This is a genomic window from Streptomyces sp. NBC_00009, assembly GCF_045040855.1.
GTDB classification, from domain to species: Bacteria; Actinomycetota; Actinomycetes; order Streptomycetales; family Streptomycetaceae; genus Streptomyces; species Streptomyces aureus.
This window is the reverse complement of record NZ_CP108312.1, coordinates 8533800-8558482: the sequence shown is the minus strand read 5'-3', so window position 1 is coordinate 8558482 and position 24683 is coordinate 8533800. Positions and strand designations below refer to the sequence as shown.

At 69.4% G+C, this 24683-nt stretch carries 17 protein-coding genes and 6 pseudogenes; 9 read left to right on the top strand and 14 right to left on the bottom strand.

Annotation, left to right across the window (positions count from 1 at the left end):
• The first annotated feature begins 59 nt into the window (after window positions 1-59).
• Together OHA58_RS38950 and OHA58_RS38945 are read left to right on the top strand one after the other, a co-directional pair.
• Window positions 60-599: a winged helix-turn-helix domain-containing protein gene (locus OHA58_RS38950; protein WP_405475635.1), complete on the top strand. Its 540-nt coding sequence runs from the start codon at window positions 60-62 to the stop codon at window positions 597-599.
• Window positions 596-1126, top strand: coding sequence for a transposase (locus OHA58_RS38945; protein ID WP_405484694.1), 531 nt, complete (start codon window positions 596-598; stop codon window positions 1124-1126). Before OHA58_RS38950 ends, OHA58_RS38945 begins: the two co-directional genes overlap by 4 nt.
• Before the next feature lie 29 nt (window positions 1127-1155).
• On the opposite strand, the pseudogene OHA58_RS38940 reads toward OHA58_RS38945, so the two are convergent.
• From OHA58_RS38940 to OHA58_RS38905, 8 genes and pseudogenes are all read right to left on the bottom strand, one after another.
• Window positions 1156-1677: pseudogene (locus OHA58_RS38940) on the bottom strand (helix-turn-helix domain-containing protein); the annotation flags it as partial.
• Between the two features lie 172 nt (window positions 1678-1849).
• Window positions 1850-2529, bottom strand: a pseudogene (locus OHA58_RS38935) (FadR/GntR family transcriptional regulator).
• 169 nt (window positions 2530-2698) lie between these two features.
• Window positions 2699-2791 (bottom strand): annotated as a pseudogene (locus OHA58_RS38930) (undecaprenyl-diphosphatase); the annotation flags it as partial.
• Between the two features lie 462 nt (window positions 2792-3253).
• A complete protein-coding gene (locus OHA58_RS38925) occupies window positions 3254-4210 on the bottom strand; it encodes an adenosine kinase (protein ID WP_405475638.1) in 957 nt (318 codons plus the stop codon).
• A gap of 512 nt (window positions 4211-4722) precedes the next feature.
• Window positions 4723-4947 (bottom strand): hypothetical protein, encoded by a 225-nt coding sequence (locus tag OHA58_RS38920; RefSeq protein ID WP_405475641.1) that lies wholly within the window; start codon window positions 4945-4947, stop codon window positions 4723-4725.
• A 430-nt stretch (window positions 4948-5377) separates the two neighbouring features.
• Window positions 5378-6085, bottom strand: coding sequence for a B3/4 domain-containing protein (locus tag OHA58_RS38915; RefSeq protein ID WP_405475644.1), 708 nt, complete (start codon window positions 6083-6085; stop codon window positions 5378-5380).
• A 36-nt stretch (window positions 6086-6121) separates the two neighbouring features.
• Window positions 6122-6769, bottom strand: coding sequence for an FMN-binding negative transcriptional regulator (locus OHA58_RS38910; RefSeq protein ID WP_405475647.1), 648 nt, complete (start codon window positions 6767-6769; stop codon window positions 6122-6124).
• A 26-nt stretch (window positions 6770-6795) separates the two neighbouring features.
• Window positions 6796-7632, bottom strand: a complete 837-nt coding sequence (locus OHA58_RS38905; RefSeq protein WP_405475650.1) for an EamA family transporter — start codon at window positions 7630-7632, stop codon at window positions 6796-6798.
• 116 nt (window positions 7633-7748) lie between these two features.
• On the opposite strand from OHA58_RS38905, the gene OHA58_RS38900 reads away from it, so the two are divergent.
• On the top strand, window positions 7749-8333 hold the full coding sequence (locus tag OHA58_RS38900; protein WP_405475653.1) for a helix-turn-helix domain-containing protein: 585 nt from the start codon (window positions 7749-7751) through the stop codon (window positions 8331-8333).
• Window positions 8334-8648: 315 nt separating this feature from the next.
• On the opposite strand, the gene OHA58_RS38895 is transcribed toward OHA58_RS38900, so the two are convergent.
• Window positions 8649-8828, bottom strand: coding sequence for a hypothetical protein (locus OHA58_RS38895; RefSeq protein ID WP_405475655.1), 180 nt, complete (start codon window positions 8826-8828; stop codon window positions 8649-8651).
• Window positions 8829-9065: 237 nt separating this feature from the next.
• Between OHA58_RS38895 and OHA58_RS38890 the strand changes: the two genes are divergently transcribed.
• The 5 genes and pseudogenes from OHA58_RS38890 to OHA58_RS38870 all read left to right on the top strand — a co-directional run.
• Window positions 9066-9821, top strand: a complete 756-nt coding sequence (locus OHA58_RS38890) for an IclR family transcriptional regulator (protein ID WP_405475658.1) — start codon at window positions 9066-9068, stop codon at window positions 9819-9821.
• 182 nt (window positions 9822-10003) lie between these two features.
• The gene (locus tag OHA58_RS38885; protein ID WP_405475660.1) at window positions 10004-10939 is read left to right on the top strand and encodes a PDR/VanB family oxidoreductase; all 936 of its coding nucleotides are present in this window, start codon (window positions 10004-10006) and stop codon (window positions 10937-10939) included.
• 58 nt (window positions 10940-10997) lie between these two features.
• Window positions 10998-12212, top strand: coding sequence for a cytochrome P450 (locus OHA58_RS38880; RefSeq protein WP_405475663.1), 1215 nt, complete (start codon window positions 10998-11000; stop codon window positions 12210-12212).
• A gap of 57 nt (window positions 12213-12269) precedes the next feature.
• On the top strand, window positions 12270-13355 hold the full coding sequence (locus OHA58_RS38875) for an S-(hydroxymethyl)mycothiol dehydrogenase (protein WP_405475666.1): 1086 nt from the start codon (window positions 12270-12272) through the stop codon (window positions 13353-13355).
• Window positions 13352-13705 (top strand): annotated as a pseudogene (locus OHA58_RS38870) (MBL fold metallo-hydrolase); the annotation flags it as partial. The gene OHA58_RS38875 and the pseudogene OHA58_RS38870, both read left to right, overlap by 4 nt.
• Here the strand turns inward: OHA58_RS38870 and OHA58_RS38865 are convergent.
• Window positions 13688-14263: a dihydrodipicolinate synthase family protein gene (locus tag OHA58_RS38865; protein ID WP_405475669.1), complete on the bottom strand. Its 576-nt coding sequence runs from the start codon at window positions 14261-14263 to the stop codon at window positions 13688-13690. The pseudogene OHA58_RS38870 and the gene OHA58_RS38865 sit on opposite strands and share 18 nt — an antisense overlap.
• Before the next feature lie 98 nt (window positions 14264-14361).
• Here OHA58_RS38865 and OHA58_RS38860 point away from each other — a divergent pair.
• Window positions 14362-15459, top strand: a pseudogene (locus OHA58_RS38860) (integrase core domain-containing protein).
• A gap of 30 nt (window positions 15460-15489) precedes the next feature.
• Here OHA58_RS38860 and OHA58_RS38855 read toward each other — a convergent pair.
• The 4 genes and pseudogenes from OHA58_RS38855 to OHA58_RS38840 form a co-directional block, all read right to left on the bottom strand.
• Window positions 15490-15603 (bottom strand): annotated as a pseudogene (locus OHA58_RS38855) (PRC-barrel domain containing protein); the annotation flags it as partial.
• 450 nt (window positions 15604-16053) lie between these two features.
• The gene (locus OHA58_RS38850; RefSeq protein ID WP_405475672.1) at window positions 16054-18279 is read right to left on the bottom strand and encodes a hypothetical protein; all 2226 of its coding nucleotides are present in this window, start codon (window positions 18277-18279) and stop codon (window positions 16054-16056) included.
• Window positions 18276-20747, bottom strand: a complete 2472-nt coding sequence (locus OHA58_RS38845; RefSeq protein WP_405475675.1) for a glycoside hydrolase family 28 protein — start codon at window positions 20745-20747, stop codon at window positions 18276-18278. The genes OHA58_RS38850 and OHA58_RS38845 overlap by 4 nt, the downstream gene beginning before the upstream one ends.
• Window positions 20748-20763: 16 nt before the next feature.
• A complete protein-coding gene (locus OHA58_RS38840; protein ID WP_405475678.1) occupies window positions 20764-23859 on the bottom strand; it encodes an alpha-L-rhamnosidase N-terminal domain-containing protein in 3096 nt (1031 codons plus the stop codon).
• Window positions 23860-24683: the final 824 nt, after the last annotated feature.

Sequence of the window (24683 nt, the reverse complement as noted above, 5' to 3'; positions counted from 1 at the left end):
CTTTTCGATGGGTTGTCGTGGGTGGTGACGGGGGTTGATCCCCGCGGTATGCCGTAGATATGCGATACGCGCAAGGTGGTGGGCTCGGTCCCAGGGACCAGGCTGCGCGAGAGCGGATCCGGATGCTCGCGGCCCAGGGGTTCGACAGGGGTGAGAAGAACAGGGTGATCGCGAAAGAGCTCCGGGTCGGCGTCCGTTCGGTGGAACGCTGGAAGCGGGCCTGGCGCGAACAGGGCACTGTGGCCCTGTGTTCCTCCGGTCCGGCCAAGCGGCCGAAGGTCTCTGCGGAACAATTCTCCCTTCTGGAAGCCGAGTTGCTGAAGGGGACGGTGGCCCACGGATGGCCGGACGAGAGATGGACCCTGGCCAGGGTGGCGATGCTGATCGAGCAGGAACTCGGCCTGTGGCTGTCGGTGCGAGCGGTGTGGGAACTGCTGCGGCGGCACGGCTGGTCCTGCCAGCAGCCGGCCCGGCGGGCGGCCGAGCAGGACCGGGCGGCGGTGGCCGGATGGGTGAAGGAGACCTGGCCCGCGGCAAAGCCACCGCGGCGGCGCTCGGGGCATGGATCGTCTTCGAGGACGAGGCCGCTGTCTCGATGACGCCGCACCGGGCCCGCACCTGGGCTCCTCGCGCATCCACGCCGACCGTGCGGGTCCGTGGTGCCTCCCGCGGCCGGCTCTCTCTGGCGGCACTGGCCTGCTACAAGCCCGGCCACACCAGCAGACTGATCTACCGGCCCCGCATCCAGAGCCGCCTCAAGGGTGCCCGCCGGGCCTTCACCTGGAAGGACTACCGCGACCTGCTGGTACGGGCACACATCCAGCTCGGCGGCCCGATCGTCTTGATCTGGGACAATCTCAACGTCCACCGATCTGCCCCGATCCGTCAGTACGCCGCCGCCCACGACTGGCTCACCATCATTCAACTGCCCAGCTATTCACCCCAGTTGAATCCGGTCGAGGGAATCTGGTCGCTGCTGCGGCGCAGTGCCACCGCCAACGTGTTCTTCGGGGACCGCGACCAACTGGAGCAGGCCATCAGGCGTGGCCTACGCAGAATCCAGCACCACCCCCACCTCATCGACGGATGCCTCCAAGGCACCACACTCAGCCTCACACCAACCTGACCAACCCACCCGACAACCCATCGAAAAGCTCAGTAGTGCGCCGTAATGGACCCGACGGAATCGGTCCGCACCGCGGCACGCCAGGCGGTGGGGCTGCTTCCGAACCGTGTGTGGAACCAGCGGGAGAAGGTGCCGAGGGCCGAGAATCCGAGGAGTTCGGCGACCTCGGTGAGGGGGCGGTCCAGCCTTGTGACATAGCGCTGTGCGAGGTCGGCTCGTACCGCCTCGAGGAGCGGGGAATATGTGTCGCCGGTTCGGGCGAGATGACGTTGAACGGTGCGGACATCGACGTCGAGGGTGCGTGCGACCTGCTGGATCGTGCAGCGTCCGGTGGGCAGGAGCACTTCGATGATCCCGCGGACATGCTGCGGTAGCGGGCTTTCCCGGTGCGCGGGGAGGCTCTGGAGGAACTGGCGTGCATAGGTCCGAAGCAGGGGGTCGGCCAGGGTGTTGCTCGCGTTGAGATCGGCGGCGTACAGGACGATGCCCGCGTAGTCCTGGTCGTAGGCGATGGTGGTGCCAAGGACGCGGTGATGGGTTGTCGGGTCCGCGGGGGCGCTGTGGGTGAGGCTGACCGAGACCGGACTCCAGTCCGAGGCGATCAGGCTTCGATCATGTTGACGTGCCGGGACTTCAGCGACTTGCTGTAGCCGGCGTCTCCGGCGTCGACGTGCGCGGCCGATTTCGCGGTGGGTATGGCCTCCTGCTGGAGGGACTGCTCGCTCACGCCTCGAGTCCGCCTTCCGTGGGGGTGTCCGTGCGCTCGCGGAGCGCACGATGTCGGTGAGGGTGGTCTCCACGCGGTCGAGGTGATGGGACATCGCCTCGACCGCGTCGTGTTCGCTGCCGTCGATCAGCGCCTCGACGATCGCCCGGTGCTCGCGGTTGGACTGCTCGCGCCTACCGCCGAGTTCGTTCAGGAAGGCCGACTGGCGGGCAAGTGCGTCCCGGATCTCCTCGATGACCCGGCGGAAGACCGGGTTCTGGGACGCCTCGGCGACCGCGATGTGGAAGATCGTGTCCATGGCGACCCACGTGGTGGTGTCGGTCTCCCGCTCCATCCGGTCCAGGAGGTGGGCGAGGTGGTTGAGGTTCTCCGGGGTACGGCGTGTCGCCGCGTACCCGGCGACGGGGATCTCGATGTGGCGGCGCACTTCGAGCAGGTCGCTGGCCGCGTAGTCGCCGAACGTGGGGTCCTCGACGGTGTTGGCGACGACGAAGGTGCCCTTACCGGTCTTGGAGACAGTCAGGCCCATGGTCTGCAGGGCTCGGAGGGCCTCCCGCAGCACAGGCCGGCTGATCTCCAGGGTGCGGCACAGCTCCGCCTCGGAAGGGAGCTTGTCGCCGATGGCGTATTCGCCGCGCTCGATGGCGCCGCGGAGGTGGGTCAGCACCGCTTCCATGGCGCTGACGCGCCGCAGTGTCGGTCCACCTGTCTGGCTGTCTGACAGGTTCGGGGAGTGATCCTGCGGGTAGCGAGAGGGCGCTGTCAAGAAGTGCGAAAGGAAAACATCGGGCCTGAAAACCGGCTCACATCCCGCGCGAGCAGCTGTTGAGCAGGCCCTCGGCGAGCAGACCCAATAGCAGGGCGTCCTTCAGCTCGTACAGGTCGGCGCGGGTCAGGGCGGGAATCCCGGGGATGAAGGAGAGCCGCGTGGCGGCCAGCGGTTCAGGTCGTGTGTCGGCGACCGGGCGCGGCAGCCCGCCGCCCCGGGCCGCCAGGCGTCGCTCCCCGCGTCCCTGCTCGCGGAGGCGGCCGGGCACGCTGGACGCCCGCCACCGCAGCCCTGCCCCGGCGTGAGCTGACGTATCCAGGCTCGTGTTTTCGTGGGTGCGGCCTTCGGGGTCAGGCGAACACGCGGGGTGGGTGCCGAGTGGGCCGTCCCCTGGGCACCTCCTTGGGGACGGCGGTGGCACCGTAGGAATCACGGGAGCAGCAGGAACCAGTCCATCCTCTGGCTTTGTTCGCGAGAACCGGTTCTGGCTCAATTTCCGTGGAGGGCTAACTGACCGTAATGCCATGTGCTCGCGAGGCTGGCCGGTATGACCAGCGTGCGGCCAACACGCAGCCGGCGACTCCTCCGCCCAGGACGACGACGTCGTAACCGGATGTTCGCGTGGCGGCGCTCATCCGTGCCGTCCCGCTTCTTCGGCGCGGTGCTCGGCGGGCGCCGCATCACATGGCAACTCCGCGAGGCGGGAGTGGAGTTCGTCGCGTGTGATGCTGTCGGTACGCATCGACGGCACGGTGCAGGCATGGGCTCCGGCCACCGCGCCGTACAGGCCGCAGCGCTCAGCAGGCTCGCCGTTCAGCCAGCCGTAGAGGAAGGCGGACGCGAATGCGTCGCCTGCGCCGTTGGAGTCCACGACCGGTGCCGGGGGTGTGACGGCGGGGATGTGTGACAGCTCGCCATCGACCAGGAGATACGCCCCGTCCGCCCCGTCCGTGGCGATGACCGCCCGGGCACGGCCTCGCTCGACGATCCGGCGCATGGTCCGCTCGGGGTCGGCCAGGGCGGTGGTGGACAGGAAGACGAGGTCGGCCTCGTAGGCGAATACCTCGTGATAGGGGTTCATACCGTCCCAGTTGTGCAGGTCGGTGGAGATGGTCACGCCGGCTTCGCGCAGCGTGGGCAGTGTGAACGCGCACGGGTGGGTGATGACGACGTGCGCGTGACGACTCGCGGCGGCCAGTTCCCGGACCGTCGCTTCGGGGAGCCGGTCTGTCTCCTGCGAGCGGGTGTCGTCGTACAGGGACAGCCTTCGCCCGTCGGGGCCGACGAGGTTGACCGCTCGTTTAGTGCCCTCGGGCTGGAGGCTCGTGGTGAACGCGATGCCCTGGTCCCGGTGGAAAGCGCGGACGAGTTCGCCCTCGTGGTCGTCGCCGATCAGGTCGAGGTGGTGCGTACGCAGTCCCAGGCTGCTCACCCCCAGGGCGACGAAGTCGCCGCTCTGTCCCGCGCGTGTCCGGATACCTGGCTGGATCATGTAGCTGTCGGCGAACGATAGGGGCAGTTCGGGGACGTGCACGATCGTGTCCACGCCGGCGCCCCCCAGGACGAGGACGTCGATCTCGATGCTCATGGTGTTCCTCTCGGGCTGAAAGGGGTTGCCAGGCCGGTCACGGAACGGGGGCGCGCAGTGGTCCGCCCCGCAGTTCGCGGTGCGGATGGTGGTGCCTGATCCAGGGCGGCTTCTGCCTGATCGCTGAGAGCTGCCCAGCGCCCGGGCCGTTGTTGCCTGTCGCCAGGCGAGTCAAACAGTCGCTTCCCACTCCGGCAATCACTTGCAGAAACTTTCAGCAATTCTTTCTGGCTGGTGGGTGTCACGCGCTCCCTGGCGCACGTCGACAACAGCACGGCGGATTCGGGATGGTCGGGCCTGGCAGCATCCGGACCTTGGCGTGCCCAAGGCGAACCGGGGTGACCCCGTGTCCGGCCCGGCCGGCCGAGGAGTCCGTCCAGGGCGGGCGGCCGTCCTGTTCTGCTCGGCCGTCCATGGGCAGCGTCCGGCCTGGCCTGCTCCGCCTGCCGAACCATGCCGAGCAGGCCGGGCGGGACCGAAGCGCGGCCTTGCGGTCCGGGTGCGAGCGTCGGCTATGACGCCGCCCGGAAGGCGGCAGCCAAAGAACGCGCGCCGTCTTGGACGCCTTGGATCCGGATGCCGCGCATGCACGGCATGAACGGCAGGAGGTCGCTGGAGAGGCAGGCGTTCTCCGGCCGGGAGGCATAGCGGGTCCCGTCCTTGGGCACGGGGATCACCAGTTGGGGTGGGGCACTGAGTGCGTCCGCGATGGTGCGGGCCCATTCGGCCCGTGTCACCCGGTCCGGTCCCAGGTCCTCAAGGACGCCACGGGGACGGCGTACTGCCTGCACCCGGTACAGGCCGACGGCGGTGAAGTCGGCCTCCTCCTACAAGGCCGGTTCGGGGACCTTCACGGTTCCCGCCCGCAGCGTCGCCGTCTTCAAACGGTGACTGGGCATCGACACGACCGCCTGGGCGGCATCCAGCACGAGTACCAACATACGGCGTGACCAGCCCGTACGTGGTTCTTGGCACCTATGACGTCGACGCCGGAAACGAGTCGATCAAGCGGGTTGCCGAGGAAATGGGACGAGGAAGACCGGCGCCGCGAGGAAGGTGCCTCGGCAGCGCAGACGGGTGGCTCCCCCGAGGCCCGGAGATGGTTTCGCCCCGGGCCTCCATGCCGACCGGGACGCCGGCGACCGTGCTGGAGCTGGCCGTCGGGACTCAGGCTCCTGCCTGGGGCTGATCCGGGCTGAGGTAGTACACCCGGGTTTGCTCGGCGTGCGGAAGGAGCAGGCCCTGCAGCTCGTGCGCGGCGGTCTTGAGGAGGTGGCCGTCGCGGTCGGCCCGGAGGGTTTCGAGGACGAAGGCGACGTGGGTGGAGTCCTCGGTGACGCGGGTGCGGTGAGCGTCGCGGTGGTTCCAGTGGCGGGTCAGGACGCCGGTGGTGTCGGTGTAGATGATCTCGCCGGGCTTGGGGTTCTCGATGGTGTCGGGTTCGCCGAGCGGGGTGAACTCCTCGCTGCCGTCTGCATGGCGAATGTCGACGTCGCCGGTGACATGGTCCAGGTCGAAGGCGCCGGCGGGCAGGCCGTGGCGGACGGAGACGGCGTTGTAGGAGTCGACGGCCGGATTGATGCGCGGCAGGGTGCCCTTCTTGACGAAGCGGCGGCCGAGCGCGTCGACGCTGGGGCGGATGCGGCGGGGATTGGTGCCGAAGGAGCGGTAGGCGGCGTGCCACGCCTCGATGCGCGGGTCAGTCTCGTCGGTGGGCTGCCAGGAGCCGTCGGCGAGCTGCTGCTCCAGGTTCTCCAGAGCGGCGGCCGTGTGGGGCCAGGGTTCGTGGCCGTGCACGCCGGTGGCGGTGACCAGGGCGATGAGGGTGTCGGGGAAGGCGTCTGCGACGGCGGGGCTGATGCCGAAGGCGGTCATGGGCGGGGTTCCGTTTCCTATGGCGTGGGGTGGTGGTCAGGGCTTCCAGGGGCCGATGCGGTCCAGGCGTCGGAGCTGCTGGCGCGCGGTGGGCGCATCCAGGCCCTGGCCACGTCCGGTAAGGCGGTCGGCGACGGCGGTGCGGTGCTCGACGGGCTTGTGGTCGTCGTACTTGAACTTGGCCCGCACGTCGGTGACTTCCATGCGCAGGCCGCGGATGCCGGGCAGCATCCGGCCGTAAGGCGGCTGGTCGACGGCGACGGGGCCGTGGTCGCCGTCGGGCTGGAAGTGGGCGAGCTGGCGGCGCAGCAGCTCGGCCTTGGCCTCGAGGTCGTCGACGATGTGGGCGTGGCAGGTGAACTGGACGGCGGCGTAGTAGCTGGTGGGCACGCCGTCGGTGGGCGGGGTGTCGGGCTTGGCGCGCCAGGGGCCGGGAATGAAGGCGTAGTCGCCGATGACAGTGAAGGTGACGTTCGGATCGTGCTCGATCGCCTTCCAGACCGGGTTGGGCCGGGCAAGGTGGATAAGGAGCTGGTTGCCGTCGGAAGTGAAGTGGGTGGGGACGACGGTGGGCGGCTGGCCGGGCAGGCCGTTGACGCTGAGCTGTCCGAATTCGTGGCCATCGGCGATCCAGGTCTGCCATTCGGCGTCGTCCAGGCCGGCGTCCCAGGGCTGGATGAACATGTGTCTCTCCTTGACTGTGGGATCGCTCAGGTGAGGGCGAGGAGGCTGACGGCGACGGCGGCGGTGCCCAGGCCGACGAGCTGACCGCGGTGGATGCGTTCGGCGAGCACCTTGCGGGCGAGCAGGACGGTGCCGGCCGGGTAGAGGGCGGTGATCACGGCGACGACGGTGAGGTCTCCGCTGCGGGCGGCGAGGAGGAACAGCAGGTTCGCCAGCGAGTCCAGCACGCCCGCGCCGGCCGACATGGCGTAGGCGGGCTTCTCGGGGCCGAGCCTGCGGTGCATGATCCCGGCCGCGGCCAGGGTGACCGCGGAGGAGACCGCCCTGCCGATGACCAGCGGGGCCACCCCGCTGTCCGACGGCGCCTGGTGCAGGAAGATCAGCTGGAGGGCGATCGCGGCGCCCGCACCCAAGGCCAGCAGCAGCGCCGTTCGGGAAGGTCGCGCGGAGCCCGCGCCACGCCCGGCGCTGACCAGCACCACCGCCACCAGCGCGAGCGGCAGGCCCAGAAGTCCGGCCATACCCAGGCGCTCGCCCTGCATCAGGCCCACGCCGACGGGCAGTGCGGCGGACACCAGCGCGGTGACCGGGGACAGCACGTTCATGGGGCCGATGGCCAGGGTCTTGTAGAGCAGGGCGAACGCGGCGGCCGAGGCGACACCGGAGGCGGCACCCCAGCCGAGCGCGGCCGGGCTGAACGACGCGCCGAGGACCGGCCACAGCAGCAGCTCGACCGCGAGGCTGGCCGGGGCGGCGACCATCACGGTGCGCAGAACGTGCGCCTTTCGGGCACCGAGGCCGCCGAGGAAGTCGGCGCATCCGTAGGCGAGTGAGCTGCCCAGAGCCAGCAGCAGAGCGATCACGGGTACATCCCTTACTATTCAGTGGAACGACTAAACCGTACGATGAAACGACCGATCCGGTCAACCAAACGACCGTGCGGTGCATTCCAGTGGACCACTGTGAGGATGGTGAGGGGATGGCCGAGACAGAGGCAGCCCTGCGGACACTCGCCCACAACGTCAGGGCGGCCCGCACCCGTGCGGGCCTGTCCCTGGACGAACTCGGCCGGCGCGCCAAGGTCAGCAAGGGGGCCCTGGTCGGACTGGAGAAGGCACAGGGCAACCCGAACTTCGCCACCCTGGTCCGGCTGGCCGACACACTCGGCGTCTCGGTATCCGCCCTGATGGAAGGACCGGCCGAAGGACGCGTCCGCGTCGTGGACGCCGACGCCGTGATGCCGCTGTGGGCCGGAGAACGGGGCAGCGAGGCCCGGCTCATGCTGACGACCTCAGGACCGGCCCCGGTCGAGGTCTGGCGCTGGCGACTGGAACCCGGCGAGGAATACCCCAGCCACCCCCACCAGGCCGGGGTCGTCGAAACCGTCAGCGTCACCTCAGGGCAGATGATTCTGACCGTCGACGGCACCGAGCACCCCGTGGAAGCCGGACAGACCGCCACCTTCGACGGCGACGCCACCCACACCTACCGCGGTGCGGGCACCAAAACCTGCCACCTGATCATGACGGTCCACCTGCCGCCCGGCCCTGCGACAACCGCCTGACCTCGTAAGAGCCACGTGGAGTGCCCGTTCGCACCGACTGCGGGCGGGCCCAACTGCCGTAGCCCGAGGCAGCGTTGAAGCGGCAGACACGCGTCGTCGCCCGATACAGGCGGCACTGCGCGCTCCCCGAGGCATCGTCCCGTGCGTACGCGACGCCCTGGGACGCGCGGCCTCTTTGCCCTGCGCGGGCACCCACATCTCCGTCTCCGTGTTGCAGGGAACCGTCACCCCCATCCCGATCCTCCCGTACATACGCCTGCGCCACTCCGAAGTCACCTGGCACAGGTGAACACCGCGCCCGACATCCCGGCGCCACTACCCTCCCGACCGCACCAGCCTGGTCACGTCGAAGGTGTCGTAGAGGACGGTGCGGTCGTACGTGCTCTGGTCGGTGAGGACCCGCGAGACGTTGGCACCGTCCCTGTTCACGCTGCCCAGCGGCCGACGCATCGCGTGGGCCCGCCAAAACGACGACACCGAGTGGGTGCTCGTCATGCGGATCAACCTGACCGTTCCCTTCCAACTAACCCGGGCCGCGCTTCCGCACATGCTCGAGGCCGAGCAGCAGGCGGCCCCCATCGTCTTCCTCGCCTCGGACGAGGCCGCGTCAACGGCGCGGTGCTCCCCGTGGACGACGGGTGGGCTGCGATGTGACGCCGAGACGCGTCCTCCACGTGAACCGAAATCGCGTCGGGATCTTGACGCTCCCGGCAGGAATCCGATGATGGCCACGTGAAGTCACAGAACGGCGAGTCGGTACTGGCCCGGGCCGTGCGGATCTTCGAGGCGTTCACGCCCGAGGAGCCGGCCCTGACCGTCTCGGAGATCTCCCGGCGTACGGGCCTGCACATGGCGACCGCATCGCGGCTGGTCGCCGAATTGGTCTCGCACGGTTTTCTCGCACGCGACGCGGACCGGCGGGTACGCATCGGCATGCGCATGTGGGAGCTGGTGACGCGCGCCTCGCCCGCACTGTCTCTGCGCGACACCGCCATGCCCTTCATGGAGGGCGTCCACGACGTGGTGGGCCACCACGTGCAGTTGGGCGTCCTCGACGGCGACGATGTGCTGTTCGTGGAGCGGCTGAGCGCGCCTGGCGCGGTCATCAACTACACCCGCATCGCGGGCCGTCTGCCGTTGCACGCCTCGTCCAGCGGTCTGGTCCTGCTCGCCCACGGATCTGCAGACTTGCGCGATCGGGTCCTCGCCGAACCCCTCCACCGCTATACCGAGGCCACGCCCGCCACCGCGCCGCAACTGCGCGCCGTGCTCGCGGACGTCCGGCAGCAGGGATACGCGTGCTGTCCCGGATACGTACACCCGGACGCCCTGGGCATCGCGGCTCCGGTGCGGAACAGCCGGGGGAAGGTGCTGGCCACACTGTCGGTGATCGTCCCGAACGAGACCGGAGCCACATCCGTCGTCCCCGTGGTCCGCACCGCCGCACGCGGTATCTCCCGTGCCCTGGGGGCACCGACATCGGGGTGAGCGCCGCTTGAGCGAGCGGAGAATTCTTCTCTCACTCATTGAGAATGGCGTCGCGCCCTCCACCGCGGCCCACGCATCCTTCCTGAAACCCAACGACGGAAGGCGACAACGTGGTCGGAACCAGCGTGGTTGTGAATGCCGTTCCCGGCCCCGACAAGAGTCGGCCGGGAACAAGGAACGCGGTGTCGTTGACCGTCGCCGCGAAGGAGCGGGTGGCCGAGGGCGTCGTGTCCCTCACCCTCACGCATCCGGACGGCGGACGGCTGCCGGACTGGACGCCGGGCTCCCATATCGATCTAGTACTGCCGGAGGGGACGACCCGGCAGTACTCGTTGTGCGGTGACCGGTGGGACGCGTACACGTACCGGGTCGCCGTCCTTAGGGAACCTGACGGGCGCGGGGGATCCGCGTACGTGCACGACCGGCTGCGGCCGGGTGACCGGGTCGGCGTCGGCGGGCCGCGCAATCACTTCCCCCTGGTGCCGTCGGAGAGGTACCTCTTCGTCGCGGGCGGCATCGGGATCACTCCCCTGCTGCCGATGGTGCGCCAGGCCGAACTCCTCGGCCTGGATTGGCAGTTGTTGTACGGCGGGCGAACCCGCGCCTCGATGGCCTTCCGTGATGAGCTCGCGGCGGCTTACGGCTCGCGGGTGCACATTGTTCCGCAGGACGAGCTCGGACTTCTGGACCTCGAAGCCTGGCTCGGCACTGAGCTCCCGGGCACAAAGGGGTACTGCTGCGGTCCTGCCCCGCTGCTTGCCGCGGTGGAAAGTGCCTGCGCGTCATGGGCTCCGTACGCCCTGCACACCGAACGCTTCACCGCCGCCGATCAAGCAGCGCCGGTGCGGGACGCGGCCTTCGAGGTCGAACTGCGGCGTAGCGGGCGCACCGTCACCGTTCCCCGCGACGTCTCCGTGCTGCAGGCGATCCGGGAGGCCTGCGTGGACGTCCTGTCGTCCTGCGAGCAGGGCACTTGCGGAACCTGTCTGACACCGGTCGCCGCAGGGCAGCCGGACCACCGGGACTCGATCCTCACGGATCACCAACGGGCCGCGAACGACTGCATGTTCGTGTGCGTGTCGCGGTCGTGCGGGGATCGTCTCGTCCTCGATCTGTGAGGGCCGCGAGGCCCGTCCGAGCCGCACCCCCCTTCCCACTCATCCTCTTGGAGCCGCGATGACCGAGGCACCCGCACGTGCCGTGGCGACGCCCGTCAGCGACGCCGACCCGTTCGCCCACGAGCACCTGCTGAACCCCGATCCCCTGCATCAGGCGCTGCGCGAGGCCGGCCCCGTCGTGCGTCTCTCCCGCTATGACGTCCACGCGCTCGCCCGCTACGAGCAGGTGCACGCCGCGCTGGTGGACTGGCAGCACTTCGAGTCGGGGTCGGGCGTGGGCCTGGCGAACTTCCGCCACGAGGAACCCTGGCGCGTACCGAGCCTGCTCCTCGAAGCCGACCCTCCCCTGCACGACGCGCCACGCCGGGTCCTGCGCGAGATCCTCGCCCCGCCCGCACTGCGCCGCCTGCGCGACACCTGGGCCGCGACGGCGGATGAACTGGTGGACCAAGTCCTCGAGGGCGGGCCGGAGTTCGACGCCTTCACGGCACTGGCGGAGGCGTTCCCGCTGCGGGCCTTCCCAGATGCCGTGGGCCTGGGGCCCGACGGCCGGGAGAACCTCCTGCCGTACGGCAACATGGCCTTCAACGCGTTCGGCCCGCGCAACGACCTCGTTGCCGCCGACGCGCACCGCGCTGCCGCGCTGGGAGCATGGGTCAATGCCCAGTGCGCACGCGAGGCCCTGACGGCGGACGGATTCGGCGCCGAGATCTGGGCAGCCGCCGACCGTGGTGAACTCACCTACGTGCAGGCTCCGTTGGTCGTGCGGTCACTGCTCAGCGCGGGAGTGGACACGACCGTGCACGGCCTGGCCGCCTGCCTCTACGCGTTCGCCACACACCCACAGGAATGGCAACGGCTTCGCGAGCGTCCGGAGTTGGCGCGGGTCGCCTTCGACGAGGCAGTGCGGTGGCAGTCTCCGGTGCAGACGTTCTTCCGTACCGCCACCACCGATGTCACGATCGCCGGCACCACCATCCCGGAGGGCACGAAGATCCTCATGTTCCTCGGCGCCGCCAACCGCGACCCGGACCGCTGGAGCGAGCCCGACCGCTTCGACCTCACACGTGACCCGTCCGGTCAGGTCGGCTTCGGCATGGGCATCCACCAGTGCATCGGACAGCACGTAGCCCGCCTGGAGGCGGAGGCGTTGCTGACCGCCCTGGCCCGCCGAGTCGAGTCGTTCGAGCTGACGGGCGCACCGCGCCGGCACGCCAACAACACTTTGCGCGCGTGGGAGTCCCTGCCGGTACGCGTCCGTCCGGCCGCCTGACCATCCCTGTCTGTACCCACAGAACTACTCACCTGCACCACTCGAGAGGACTGCGCAATGCCTCAGCACGTACGTGGAGTTGTCGCACGGGCGAAGGGCGAGCCCGTCGCCATCGAGACCATCCTGATCCCCGATCCGGGCCCGGGCGAGGCGGTGGTACGGATCCAGTCCTGCGGGGTGTGCCACACCGACCTGCACTACCGCGAGGGCGGGATCAACGACGAGTTCCCATTCCTCCTGGGACACGAGGCGGCGGGCGTGGTGGAGTCGGTGGGCGCCGACGTCACCGACGTGGCTCCGGGTGACTTTGTCATCCTCAACTGGCGTGCGGTGTGCGGGCGTTGCCGGGCCTGCCGGCGTGGGCGCCCCCAGTACTGCTTCGACACGCACAACGCGCGACAGAAGATGACGCTGGCCGACGGCACCGAGCTCACCCCCGCCCTGGGTATCGGTGCGTTCGCGGAGAAGACCCTCGTCGCCGCCGGACAGTGCACCAAGGTCGACCCGGCCGCGTCACCCGCGGCCGCGGGCCTGTTGGGTTGCGGCGTCATGGCGGGGCTCGGCGCCGCGATCAACACCGGAGGGGTCACCCGAGGCGACTCTGTGGCCGTCATCGGCTGCGGCGGGGTCGGTGACGCGGCCGTGGCAGGCGCCCGCCTCGCGGGCGCTGCGAAGATCATCGCCGTGGATCTCGACGACCGTAAGCTTGCGACGGCCACCACCCTGGGCGCCACGCACACGGTCAACTCGCGGGAGACCGACGCGATCGAGGCGATCCGCGAACTGACCGGCGGCTTCGGCGCGGACGTGGTCATCGACGCCGTCGGCCGACCGGAGACGTATCAACAGGCCTTGTACGCCCGCGACTTGGCCGGAACGGTCGTGCTCGTCGGAGTACCGACCCCCGAGATGACACTGGAGCTGTCCCTCCTTGACGTCTTCGGCCGCGGCGGGTCACTGAAGTCGAGCTGGTACGGCGACTGCCTGCCGTCGCGCGACTTCCCTCTGCTCATCGACCTCTACCTTCAAGGCCGCCTGGATCTCGACGCGTTCGTATCGGAGACCATCGCCCTGGAGGACGTCGAGGACGCCTTCGCCCGGATGCACAAGGGCGACGTGCTGCGCTCGGTGGTGACCCTGTGACGGGCGGCGGCCCGCGCGTCGAGCACCTCGTCACGTCCGGCACCTTCAGTCTGGACGGCGGCACATGGGAGGTGGACAACAATGTCTGGATCGTGGGCGATGACGAAGAAGTGATCGTCATAGACGCGGCACACGATGCCGGAGCCATCGCCGAGGCCATCGGGGACCGGCGGCTCAAGGCCATCGTCTGCACGCACGGACACGACGACCACATCGACGCCGCCCCCGCCCTGGCGGACGCGACCGGTGCCCCGGTCCTGATCCATCTCGAGGACCGACTGCTTTGGAAGCAGACCCACCCCGACCGCTCCCCTGACGCTCCTTCTGGTACGTCAGTCGCGGACGGTCAGGTGCGGCAGGTCCGCGACAGCGGCAGCGATACGGCGGCGGTGGGCGTCGTCGACCGGCAGCAGCGGCTCGCGCGGTGGGCCGACCGGCAGGCCGATCTCCTCCATTGCGGCGCGCACGCCCTGGATGAAAGGGCCGCCAGTCATCAGGGTGTCCATCAGCGGGTAGATGCGCGCCCAGCGCTCGCGCGCGAGGGCCAAGTCGCTGTCGGTGAGCGCCTGGTGGACGCCGACGAGGTCGGCGGCCATCACGTTGGCCGTGCCCGCCATGACACCGGCGGCGCCTTCGGCGACCGAGGCGAGCAGCAGGCTGTCCCAGCCGAGGAACGTGTCGATGACGTCGCCGTGGCGGTGGATGAGCTGCCCGGCCTGCGCCATGTCGGCGCTGGTGTCCTTGATGTAGCGGATGTTCTCCTGCTCGCGGGCGAGCTTGCCGACGGTGTCGGGGTCGAGGTTGACGCTGGTGGCGTCCGGGATGTTGTAGAGCATCACCGGGATGGCCACGGAGTCGGCGACGGTACGCAGGTAGCGCAGCGTCTCGTAGTACGGGGCGACGACCATCACCACATCGGCGCCCTGCGCCTGACGGAAATATCGTCCGTGCAGGTCACAACCCCGTTCCCCGGCCACGCTCCCTGGACACGGCGTGATCACCAATTGTGCTGATCCGCTTCGCCTATCTCGCCGTCACCCACGCCTTCGCCGCGCTGCGCTTACTGCCGATGAACGCCCGCGACAAAGACATCGAGATCCTCGCGCTCCGCCACCAGATAACCGTCCTGCAGCGACAACTCAGCCCCGCCAAGACCGCGTTCCGATCCGAGGACCGAGCCTTCCTCGCCGCGCTGCTGACACCACCGCCCCGCGCGGTCCCGCGCCGGCCGCGGCTCCTCGTCCACCCGGACACCGTGCTCCGCTGGCACCGCGACCTCGTCAAGCGACACCACGCCAAGACCTCCCGCCCCAAACGGCCCGGACGGCCACGCACCGTCCGCTCGATCCGCCTGCTGATCCTGCGTCTGGTCCGCGAGAACCCACACTGGGCATACCGCAGAGTTCACGGCGAACTCCCCACCCTCGGCATCAAGATCGCCGCCCCCACCGTCTGAGAAATCCTCAAACAACAAGGCATCGACCCCGCCCCCGACCGGACCGCCACCACCTGGGCAGCGTTCCTGCGCTCTCAGGCCGACGCCCTGCTGGCCTGCGACTTCATCGAAAGCGTCACCCTGACCGGCCAACGCCACTACATCCTGGCCGTCATCGAACACGCCACCCGTCGCGTCCGCGTCCTCGGCACCACCACGCACCCGAACGCGGCCTGGGTCGCCCAAGCCGCGAAGAAGCTGGTCATGGACCTCGAGGATGCCGGCGCCCAGGCGCGGTACCTGATCCGAGACCGCGACGCGAAGTTCCCCGCCTTGTTCGACCGGATCCTCGCCGACTCCGGCATCGAGGTCGCCTTCAGCGGCATCCGCACCCCGCGCATGAACGCGATCCTGGAGCGGTGGGTGCAGACCTGCCGCCACGAACTCTTGGATCGCACCCTCATCTGGAACGAGCGTCACCTCCGCCACGTCCTGCGCGAATTCGAAACCCATCACAACACCCACCGTCCCCACCAGGCCATGGGACAGGCAGCTCCACTCCGCCCAGTGCCCCAACCCATCACCGACCCCAACGAAATCACCCGTCTCGACATACGCCGACACGACCGGCTCGGCGGCACCCTCCACGAGTACCGACATGCTGCTTGACCAGCACGGACGAGATTTTCGGCAGGCGCACGGCTCGTCCGTGCTGGTGTCCACATAGACGGCCTCAAGCACTCCGATCTTGTGCCCTCCGACGTCCATCACGTCCTGTGTACGCCACTCACGGATATCCGCCATCTCGATCATCCTGAGCCCCTTCGGCCGGGTCCTGCCTGGCGCCCCCTCTGGCCGAGGGCCAGTCACGCGCTCGACGACTCTCATCGTGCGTATGGCCTGTTCATGCGATGGCCATGGACCACGCGTGCGGCCGCGGGTGCGACTTCAAGTACCGCCACGACAGCGGCGATCCCGAGGAGCTCCTCGACTCCGCCGATATTGTGCGGTGATCCTGACATCCGACGCCCCGCATGCATCTGATGTTCCGCCAGCGGTGGCTGCGCCGTCGCACCGCTCCAGAAACATCATTGCGGCAAGGTGGCTGAGCACCATGCAGACACCTCGGTGGCAACCGCCGCCGAGGTGCCGTCGGGGTCGGCCGCCCAGGCGTGGAGCTCGTCTCGGCGGCGAAGGCACCGCAGGCGACGCGTCCGGCCTGTCGCCGCTACGGACGTGGACGACGACCGGTTCTGGCGGCGGTCACAAGGCGGGCGTGAGTCCCTCCCAACAGACCGTCCAACCCTGGTCCGGGAATCCCGGGGCCAGGCCCCGCGGGCCGGGACGCCCCCGCTCGCCCGCGGGGCCGCCAGGAGAGTCGCGCCAGCCGGCGCACATCATCGCGACGGCGTAGAGCAGGCCTCCGGCGGCCGGGAAGTACGGGGACGGCACCCCGCTCTTCCCGCTGGCGGGCAGGCCGGTGCCGGTGAACCCGAACCGCTCATGGAGCAGGTACTCCACGGCCGAGTCCGGGTCGCCGAGGCGGGCGGCGTTCAGCGCCAGGAGCGGGAAGTCCCAGCTGTACAGGTCGGTGACCGGCCAGGTCTCGCGGACCTTTTGGGTCGTCGCCCGCATGGTCTCCACGTCGACTCCGTCACCGGGCAGCATCCCGAACGGCGCGACGGGATCGGGGTGGTTGGTGTTGTACTCGGTCCACATGTCGGGCACGCCCTCGTACAGCACATACACGCCGTCCTCGACGGGCAGCGGCGCCAGGCCGTCGAGGACCTCGTCCCAGTACGGCTCACGCGCCATGCCGAGGCGCTCGCGCCACTCCTGGGCGATGCGCAGACCGAAGCGCCAGTAGGACAGTTCGAAGGCCGGGTTCAGGGTCTGGGCGGGTGGGTTGCGTTCGTTGCAGCACATGATCGGCGGGCCGATGACATAGCGGCCGCTCTCCTCGCGGTGGGCGAACGAGGCGATGAACTCCGCACTCTCGTGGACGACTTCGCGCCACTTGAGCAGGGTGCTGCGTCCCGGGTGGGCCTGATGGTCGAGTTCCGCGAGGAAGAGAGGGTGGGGCTGCTGCCAGATCAGCAGACAGGTCGGGGTGCCGGGCGACTCGCGGCCGATCGCGTCGCCGTATGTCGTCGTCATCTTCGGCCAGCGGGCGCCGCGGAAGCCCTGGGACGTGGCGAGGCGTCGCGCCGTAGGCAGGAACCGCTCGTAGATGTCGGTGCCGCGGTCCAGGAGCGGCCAACGGTTCCAGAGCGCGTACTGGAAGGCGTGCCACCAGTACATCTCCATGTGGAACTTGCCGTACCAGCCGTTGTTGACGAGTCCTGACTCCTGGGCGGGGTCGTTGCCGGCGTCGTTCACGGCCAGGTGGTACTGGCTCAGGACGATGCGGCGCTCCAGCTCGCGCCAGCGCGGGTCCTCGCTCGCCGAGAGGTCGACCGCCCCGCCGGTCCGCCAGAACCGCGGCCACCAGGTCCCGCTCTGGCGCACCACCTCGCCGGCCCTCGGCACGGCGCCTCGCACCTCGGGCGCGAAGAGGGCGGCTACGTCCAACTGGTCACCTTCGCCTACGACTTCGTAGCGGTGCCGACCCGGATCACTGCGGCTGACGCGGGCGCCCGGAGACAGCGCCAGGCCGACCTCGTAGCGGGTGGCGTCCATGGTGTGGGTGACGACCGGTGTGCGGCCTCGGCGGTGCAGCACGGTGGTGTGCAGCTCGGGGCGGTCCCAGAGGCCGACGTACGGCGCCTCGAACTTGTTGCGTCCGGCCGCGGTGGCGTACGGGAAGTCCAGGAAGACCGAGAGGCGCCCGAGCCGGACGAGTGCGGACTCGATGCGTACGCCCATGGCGTCCTGGCCGGGGTGACAGGCGGTCTCGACGGTGACCCGGTGTCCTTCGAGGCGGAACGCGCTGCGCAGGACGCCCGTCCACGGGTCGAGTTCCTGCACGGTGTCCGTGAGGTCGGACTCGGCCGCCTCGGTCCCATCCGCCTTGAGCAGCCGCATGCCGATGCGGCCGAGGTTCGCCCGGTGGGGGTTCTCGCGCAGCCAGTTGTGGAGTTCGGGCTCGTTGTCGTCGTCCGTCCAGTAGGAGATGTCGCGGCCGTACGTGCCCCAGACGGTGCCCCGGTAGTCCGCGATCTCCTTGCCCGCCGGCAGGGCGTCTGCGTGCCAGCCCCAGTCGGAGAGGGTGTTGAACGGTACGAAGGTCTGCAGTCCGGTCACGTCGGCGCCGAAGGCGAACCGGCCGTTGCCGACCTGGACGGGCAGATCGAGGTCGCTGCTGTGCCGGACGACGCGGTGCCGGGACACCAGCGCGTGCCGGTCGATGCGGGTGCCGGTGCCGTCCGTACCGGGTTCGGCGGCCACCGCCGACTCCGCTTGCAGGACGCGGGACATCAGCGTCGCGGAGGTCAGGGCGACGACTCCCCCGACGAAGGCTCTGCGGGAGACTTGCGGCTGGTCGGTCATGAACCGTTCCTTCCTCGCTGGGTGGACACGGCCACCTGGTAGACGCTCGTGTTGATGTCGATGCCGTTGTCCGCCCAGAAGTTCACGGACACGTAGTGCCGGTCGCGGTACCAGCTCTGGTCGTCGTCCAGGGCGACGGGGTCGCTGAGAAAGGTGCCGTCGGCCCGGACGTGTACCGGGACGGGTGTGTCGTCGCGGTCGACGAGGATGCGCAGTGTGCCGGTGCGCGGGAAGTCGGGTGCCGTGGAGAGGTCCATCGCGCCGGCGATCCGGAACGTGCGCCCGGGAACCGGTGTGACGGTGTCGGGGCGGCCGGCATCGGCCGCGGTCAGGCCGGTCGCGTCACCGGTGTCCGGGACCGCCCGCGTCGCGTCGAGGAGGCGCAGCGGTGTGGTGTCGTAGCGGGTGGTGGCGCCGGTCTGCGGGTTGATGTAGGTGACGTTGTCGACGACGAGGTCCTTGATGTTCTTGTTGTCCGCGAAGCCCGCCGCGAGGGTGCTGGTCGAGTGGTAGACGGAGTCGCGGTAGCGGACGTTCTCCACCGGGGAGCGGGACGCGGCGCTGCGGAAGGAGAAGCTGGTCGTGGCGGGCGGCATGTCGGGGCCTGTGTCGACACGGTCCACATAGATGTTGCGGACCTGGGGGTCGAAGGCGTCCGCGTTCGGGAACGGCACGGTCTCGTTGTAGTTGCTGTCGAGTTCGACCAGGGACCGGACGGCGTACTGCAGCAGGCTGTCGCGCAGATAGATGCTCTCCACAGCGCCGCCGCGGGTGGAATTCGTCTTGATCTTCAGGGCCATGGCCATGCCGTGGCCGTCGAAGACGTTGTCGTGGATGAAGACGTCGCGGATTCCGCCCGACATCTCGCTTCCCATGGAGATGGCGGCGGAGTTCCCGGCCTCGTTGCGATAGTCGGAGTCGCGGATGATGATGCGTTCGCTCGGCGCCCGGTGCTCGCGCCCGTTGACGTTGCGGCCGGCCTTGACGGCGGCACCGTCGTCGCTGACGGTGACGTGGTTGTGCTCCATGACCACGTCGCGGCTCGACTCGGGGTCGATGCCGTCGTCGTTGTTCCAGCCCTTGACCTCGAAGTCCTTCGTCTTGTCGCTGTAGATGTCGAGGCCGCGGATCAGGACGTCGGCCGAGCTGAGGGGATGGACGATCCAGAACGGCGTGTTGCGAATCTTCACGTCCTCGATCAGTACGTTCGTCGATTCGTTGGGCTGGATGAAGGAGGGGCGGAACGTCGACTTCATGGCCTTGGCCCCGGCGGGCGGTGCGACGTGGCGGACCTGGCCGTCCTCGACGACGGGAATCGTCTTCGGCAGGTGGCCGTCGTCGCTGAAGAGGCGCTGTTCGACCGGGGTGTCCTCGAAGTTCATGCGGTTGAGAACACCGTTCTGCCCGTAGGAGCCGTCCGGGTCCTTGTCCTCCACCGAGAGCTCGCCCCAGTAACCCTTCTTCCAGGGGCGCCAGTTCCACATGTCCTCCTGGCCGTCGAGCGTCCCTCCGCCGCTCACCGCGATGTCGTGCTGGTGCAGGGCGTAGATGAGCGGCGAGTAGCTGTAGAGGTCGGTTCCTTCGTAGCTGGTGCGCACGACCGGGTAGAACTCGTTGGTCCTGTCCCGCATGAACTTCACGACGGCGCCGGTCTCGACGCGCAGGTTGACGCCGCTGAGCAGGTTGATGGCGCCTGAGTAGTAGGCCCCGTTCTCGTTCAGGGAGCCTCGCGGCGGGACGACGACGGTGCCGCCGCCCGCGTCGTGGCAGTCCTTGATCGCAGCGTTGACGGCGTCGCCGTAGAACCACACCCGCTGGGAGTCGTACACCAGGGGCGAGGTCTTGGCCGCGGGGTCACCGGCCTCGTTCCCGACGGCGTACCGCTCCGTGACCTGGCGGACCTGGGACCGGTAGGCGGGGTCGGTGATGTCGCAGCGGCGGTCGGGGAAGACCGGGACGTGGGCGTTGACGGTGGAGTCGATCCGCTCGTAGAGCGGCTGGTTCCAGTAGGCGCCGTCGCGCCCCGCGGCGCCCGGGTCGTGCACGGCCAGCGCGTAACTCCCCTCGGAGCGGCCGTCCTCGGCGCGGACCGTGAGCCGGTCACCCGCCACGACCGGACCGTCGCGCCGGACGGCACCGGACGCGTCGACGATCGCGCGGCTCTGGCGGGAGCGGTCGGATGCGGTCAGGCGGCCGAGTGTCTGGCGTACGGTCGCGCCGGGGCGCACGGTGACGGTGGACGTGCCGACGTTGTGGATCACGCGCGTGGAGTCGGGCTTCGCCACCACGACCGTGCCTGTGGACGCGACGGCGTGGGCGTGACGCCCTGAACTCACGGTCGCGGCAGCGGAGTTGCCGGCCGGCGCCAGGCCCGTAAGGGCCACGGCGGTGCACAGGCCGAGGACGGCCCGGGCCAGTGCTCGCGCGCCGCGCCGATGCTCTCTGTGCTGCCTTCTGTGCTGCTTCATGGCGAGGCCTCCGCGTTCAGTCGGTGGACCGGGCGTGGAACGACACGTGTCCGGACCCGACGCGGTAGACGGCCCGGCCGTCCTCGATGCCGACGTAGCGAACGACCTGGCCCGTGACGCGGTAGGCGCCGCCGGGAACCACCGGCAGGGCGACGGTCGCCGTCACGTTGACCGGGACGGTGACGTCGGTGTCCACGCCGTAGCGGTTCCTGCGCCAGTCCACGCCGACGGTGCCGCGCTCGGTCCACTGCGTGCCGGAGGCGTGGTCGAGGCCCTTGTCCGCCGGGGCGATACGGACCGTGGCGGCGCCCGGCGAGGTGACGGTCAGGCCGAGGACGCTCTCGATGACACCGTTGATCCCTGCTCCGCCCCACCCGTGGGAGAGGCTTTCGCTGCTGCTCTGGGACACCTGGGCACCGGTGCAGTCGGAGGTCTCGCAGCCGGGGGTCCACTGCTCCCACAGGAAGGTGCCGCCCTCGGCAAGCACCTGGGCCGGGCCGTCGTGGCGCGGGTCGGTGAGGAGATCCACCACGGTGTCCGGGCGGTCGGTGACGCGCAGGGCTTCGAGCAGCGTGCGCAGGGTCATCGGCCCCTGCTGCATGCCGAGTGCGGAGATGCGCTCGCCGAGTTCCGGGTATTCGGCGGCAGTTGCGGCCCCGTAGGCGACAGGGAAGGTCTGCGCGTGCTGGCCGGCGTGGTCGATGCGGCTGCCGGTGGCGGTCAGGCCGTCGGACCAGGCGCCGCTCCCGGGGTCGCGCAGCTGGGCGCGCATCGCGGCGGTCAGACGCTCCGCCCGGCCGTCGTACAGGGTGTGGGCGTCCGCGTCACCGAGGGCGTCGGCGGCCTCGGCCGTCGAGCGCAGCGCGCCCACACCGAGGGCGTTGACGACGGTGCGGTTGACGTTGCCGTCCGTGACGTAGCCGTAGCGCATGGGGGCGGGCCAGTCGATGATTCCGTACTTGTACGCGCCACTGCCGCCGGGCAGGTCGGCCACCAGACCGCGGCTGTCGACGGCGGACGATATGTAGTCGGAAATGTTCTTCATCACGGGCAGGGCCTGCGCCAGCAACTCCCGGTCGCCGGTGGTCCGGTAGTAGCGCAGCACCCACTCGGGGAACATCTCGGTGTAGTCGGGGATGTCCCGTTTGCCGTCGCCGTTGGGGTAGACGGCGTTCATGGCGCCGTTCTTCCAGTACCGCGCCTGGGAGTTCATGAAGGAGACGATCGCCTGCCGGGTCAGGCTCCGCTCCCCGGAGGCCGCCATGGTCGCGTACGACTCGTCGATGGCGTCGCCGAGGAACTGGCCCTTCTCCCGGGTCGGGGTGTCGAGGAAGACGTTCTGCGCCGACTGCAGCGCCGAGTGCTGCATGAGCGCGAAGACGTCATCGAGGGTGTCGTCGCTGCTGGAGAAGGTGGCCGGGTGGGCGGCGTCGGTGTACTGCACGACGGCCGTGATGTCGTCGGTGGTCAGCTTCTCGCCGGGGTCGCTGATCTGCAGATAGCGCCAGCCCCAGTACGTGAACGGCTGCGCGACCTGGGCGCCGTCCCGCTGGGTGTGGAAGAAGCGCATGTTGCTGCCCTGGGTGTCGAGGGCCGACGTGCCGGCGCGGGAGTTCTCCACCCAGCTCCCGGCGGCGTGGTCCTTGCCAAGCGCCCGGTCGAGGGTGGCGGTCTTCCCGTCCACCGCCGTCACAGTGCGGGTTTCCGGGTCGCCCGCGCCGTATCCGGTCGCGGGGGCGTCGACGGTGACACGGTCGCCGACGTGCAGGTTGCCCGTACTGGCGAGGGTCACCGTGGTGTCCCCGGCGCGTACGGCCGCTGTCAGCGTGGAGTTGCTGCGCCGGTAGCTGGTGGTGAAAGTCAACTGCCACCCTGCCACGCCGTGTTGGAAGCGCACCGAGGGAACGGCGGAGTTGACCTTGCCGAAGTCGGCGAAGACGGTGCCGTCCGGGAGGCGGAGCAGGGACTTCGGGTGGACCACCGTGCGGGTCAGGTGGGCGTTCGTCGCGGACAGGTGGGTGAAGGCACAGGGTGATGAACCGGACGCGTACGAGGAGCAGTCGGCCGGGTTCGGTCGCGGGTGCGGGCCGACCACCGTGGCGCCGGACCAACTGCCGTCGTCGTAACCGGCCTTGTCCCAGCCCGTCAACTCCGCCCGGGCGTCGTAGTACTCGACCCGGTCGCCCGCGTCCTTGTTCCGGAACGCCACGGTGTCGACGGTCTGCGGGTCGTAGCGGCGCACCTTCCAGGAGCCGTCGGACACCATCACGTCCCGGGTGCCGTCCTCGTGGTCGACCACGACCTTCACGAGCAGACCGTCGGGACCCTCCGGGCCGGCAGGACCATTGGCGCGCCCCTGGCACTTGCAGTTCCAGTAGTGCGTGACGACGCCGACCGGCAGCTCCTCTCCCGCCTCGACACCCTTGAGTTCCGCGACGTCGTAGAAGCCCTCGCCCGCGTACTCGTACGACGAGCCGCGCTGCACCGTGCGCCCGTTCGCCTGGACCTGCCAGTCCCCCACGGCGGCGGTGTAGACGCGGGCACCGGTCACCGGACTGCCCCCGGACACCCGCATCACCTTGCGGGCGGCGATCCACTGGTTGTCCGCGTCGTTGCCGGTGGCGGGCCTGCGGATCCACTGCGCGCCCGACCAGTCCGCGTCACCGAGGCCGGTGACGAACGTCGTGGGGCGCGCGTACGGCGACACCGCGCCCTCGCGGTCCCAGGTCCGCACCGTCCAGCGGTACTCCGTGCCCGGCGCGAGGCCGGGACCGGCGTAGGAAACCCAGGACTGCCGCGCGCCGGGCACCTTGCCGCTGTCCCAGACCGTGCGCCCCGCGCTGTCGCGCACGACCAGCTCGTACGCCGACTGCACCTCGTCGCTGTCGACGTCGCGCGGCAGCCAGCCGAACGGGGGTGCCCCGTCGACGGCCGACGGGTCGACCCGGTCACCGACCGTGAGACCGGCCGGCGCCTGGGGGCTGTGATCGGGCCCTGCGCGGTCCGCAACCGCGGGCGGGGCAAGGGCAAGCGTCAGCCCGAAGGCCGTCGCGACAACACCGGACCGAAGACTGGACCGGAACGGGAACGGGAACGGCCACTGAAGGCTCATGCACATGCTCCCAGGAAGGGATTTGAATGATTCAACCGGACACGACTGCTGCCACTTCCGCGAAAGACAGGAAGCGCAGTTGGAGCGATGTGAAGTGCAACAAGAGCGTCAACTCGGGAGTCACAGGCCTGGCTTGCCGAATTGAAACGTATCAATACCCTCTACCTCGGACCCTATGAAGGGGCCGAGGACAGTGTCAATGGGTGTGCACAGGAGTGGCAGAAGTACCGCCCGCACCGACTGCCTGGACTCCGGCAACGACACGAAGCTCAAATCTCTCTATTCCAGGGCGTAACACACGTGAGAGCCTTGGGAGTAGTTGCGGACGATGCGGGGTTGGCGCTGGCGGCGGTGGAGGAACCGGCTGGTTTCGGCAGCGAGTTCGGCCCGTTCTCAGACTCGGCTGTGCATCGGAAGGCTGCGCTCGAGGTATCAGCGCTGACCAGCCCGTCGGGGTCCAACTCGGGGCGTAGGACGGCAGGAGGTGCAGCTCGATCCGTGCGGCATGCCAGGCCGGCCAACCAGCACAGACGCCACCGATGCCGAAGGCAACTGCCGCCCGACGCGACACAGCAGGCGTCACCCGCCGTCAGCATCCAGAAACGCCGACTGCTGCGCACCCGCGTACTGTAGGCGGGGCCGAGCTGACGCCGCGCTCGGTAGCGTCAGCTGCCCAGCCTCTCGACCCGGGCGCAAGGGCCGAGTTCATCGTCTGCATGATGCACGAGCGTGCCGGGCTCAACCTCGCGGGAGGCGAGGGCGTACTCGAGCGTGGTGAGGACCAGGTCGGCGTCCGCGCGGGCGGAGGTCTCTCAGGACACCAC

Coding starts and splice junctions, on each gene's coding strand:
- OHA58_RS38840 (WP_405475678.1), bottom strand. CDS start 23,859: ATGAGCCTTCAGTGGCCGTTCCCGTTCCCGTTCCGGTCCAGTCTTCGG.
- OHA58_RS38900 (WP_405475653.1), top strand. CDS start 7,749: ATGGCCGAGACAGAGGCAGCCCTGCGGACACTCGCCCACAACGTCAGG.
- OHA58_RS38925 (WP_405475638.1), bottom strand. CDS start 4,210: ATGAGCATCGAGATCGACGTCCTCGTCCTGGGGGGCGCCGGCGTGGAC.
- OHA58_RS38850 (WP_405475672.1), bottom strand. CDS start 18,279: ATGACCGACCAGCCGCAAGTCTCCCGCAGAGCCTTCGTCGGGGGAGTC.
- OHA58_RS38945 (WP_405484694.1), top strand. CDS start 596: ATGACGCCGCACCGGGCCCGCACCTGGGCTCCTCGCGCATCCACGCCG.
- OHA58_RS38915 (WP_405475644.1), bottom strand. CDS start 6,085: ATGACCGCCTTCGGCATCAGCCCCGCCGTCGCAGACGCCTTCCCCGAC.
- OHA58_RS38895 (WP_405475655.1), bottom strand. CDS start 8,828: ATGACGAGCACCCACTCGGTGTCGTCGTTTTGGCGGGCCCACGCGATG.
- OHA58_RS38950 (WP_405475635.1), top strand. CDS start 60: ATGCGATACGCGCAAGGTGGTGGGCTCGGTCCCAGGGACCAGGCTGCG.
- OHA58_RS38880 (WP_405475663.1), top strand. CDS start 10,998: ATGACCGAGGCACCCGCACGTGCCGTGGCGACGCCCGTCAGCGACGCC.
- OHA58_RS38845 (WP_405475675.1), bottom strand. CDS start 20,747: ATGAAGCAGCACAGAAGGCAGCACAGAGAGCATCGGCGCGGCGCGCGA.
- OHA58_RS38865 (WP_405475669.1), bottom strand. CDS start 14,263: ATGGTCGTCGCCCCGTACTACGAGACGCTGCGCTACCTGCGTACCGTC.
- OHA58_RS38910 (WP_405475647.1), bottom strand. CDS start 6,769: ATGTTCATCCAGCCCTGGGACGCCGGCCTGGACGACGCCGAATGGCAG.
- OHA58_RS38875 (WP_405475666.1), top strand. CDS start 12,270: ATGCCTCAGCACGTACGTGGAGTTGTCGCACGGGCGAAGGGCGAGCCC.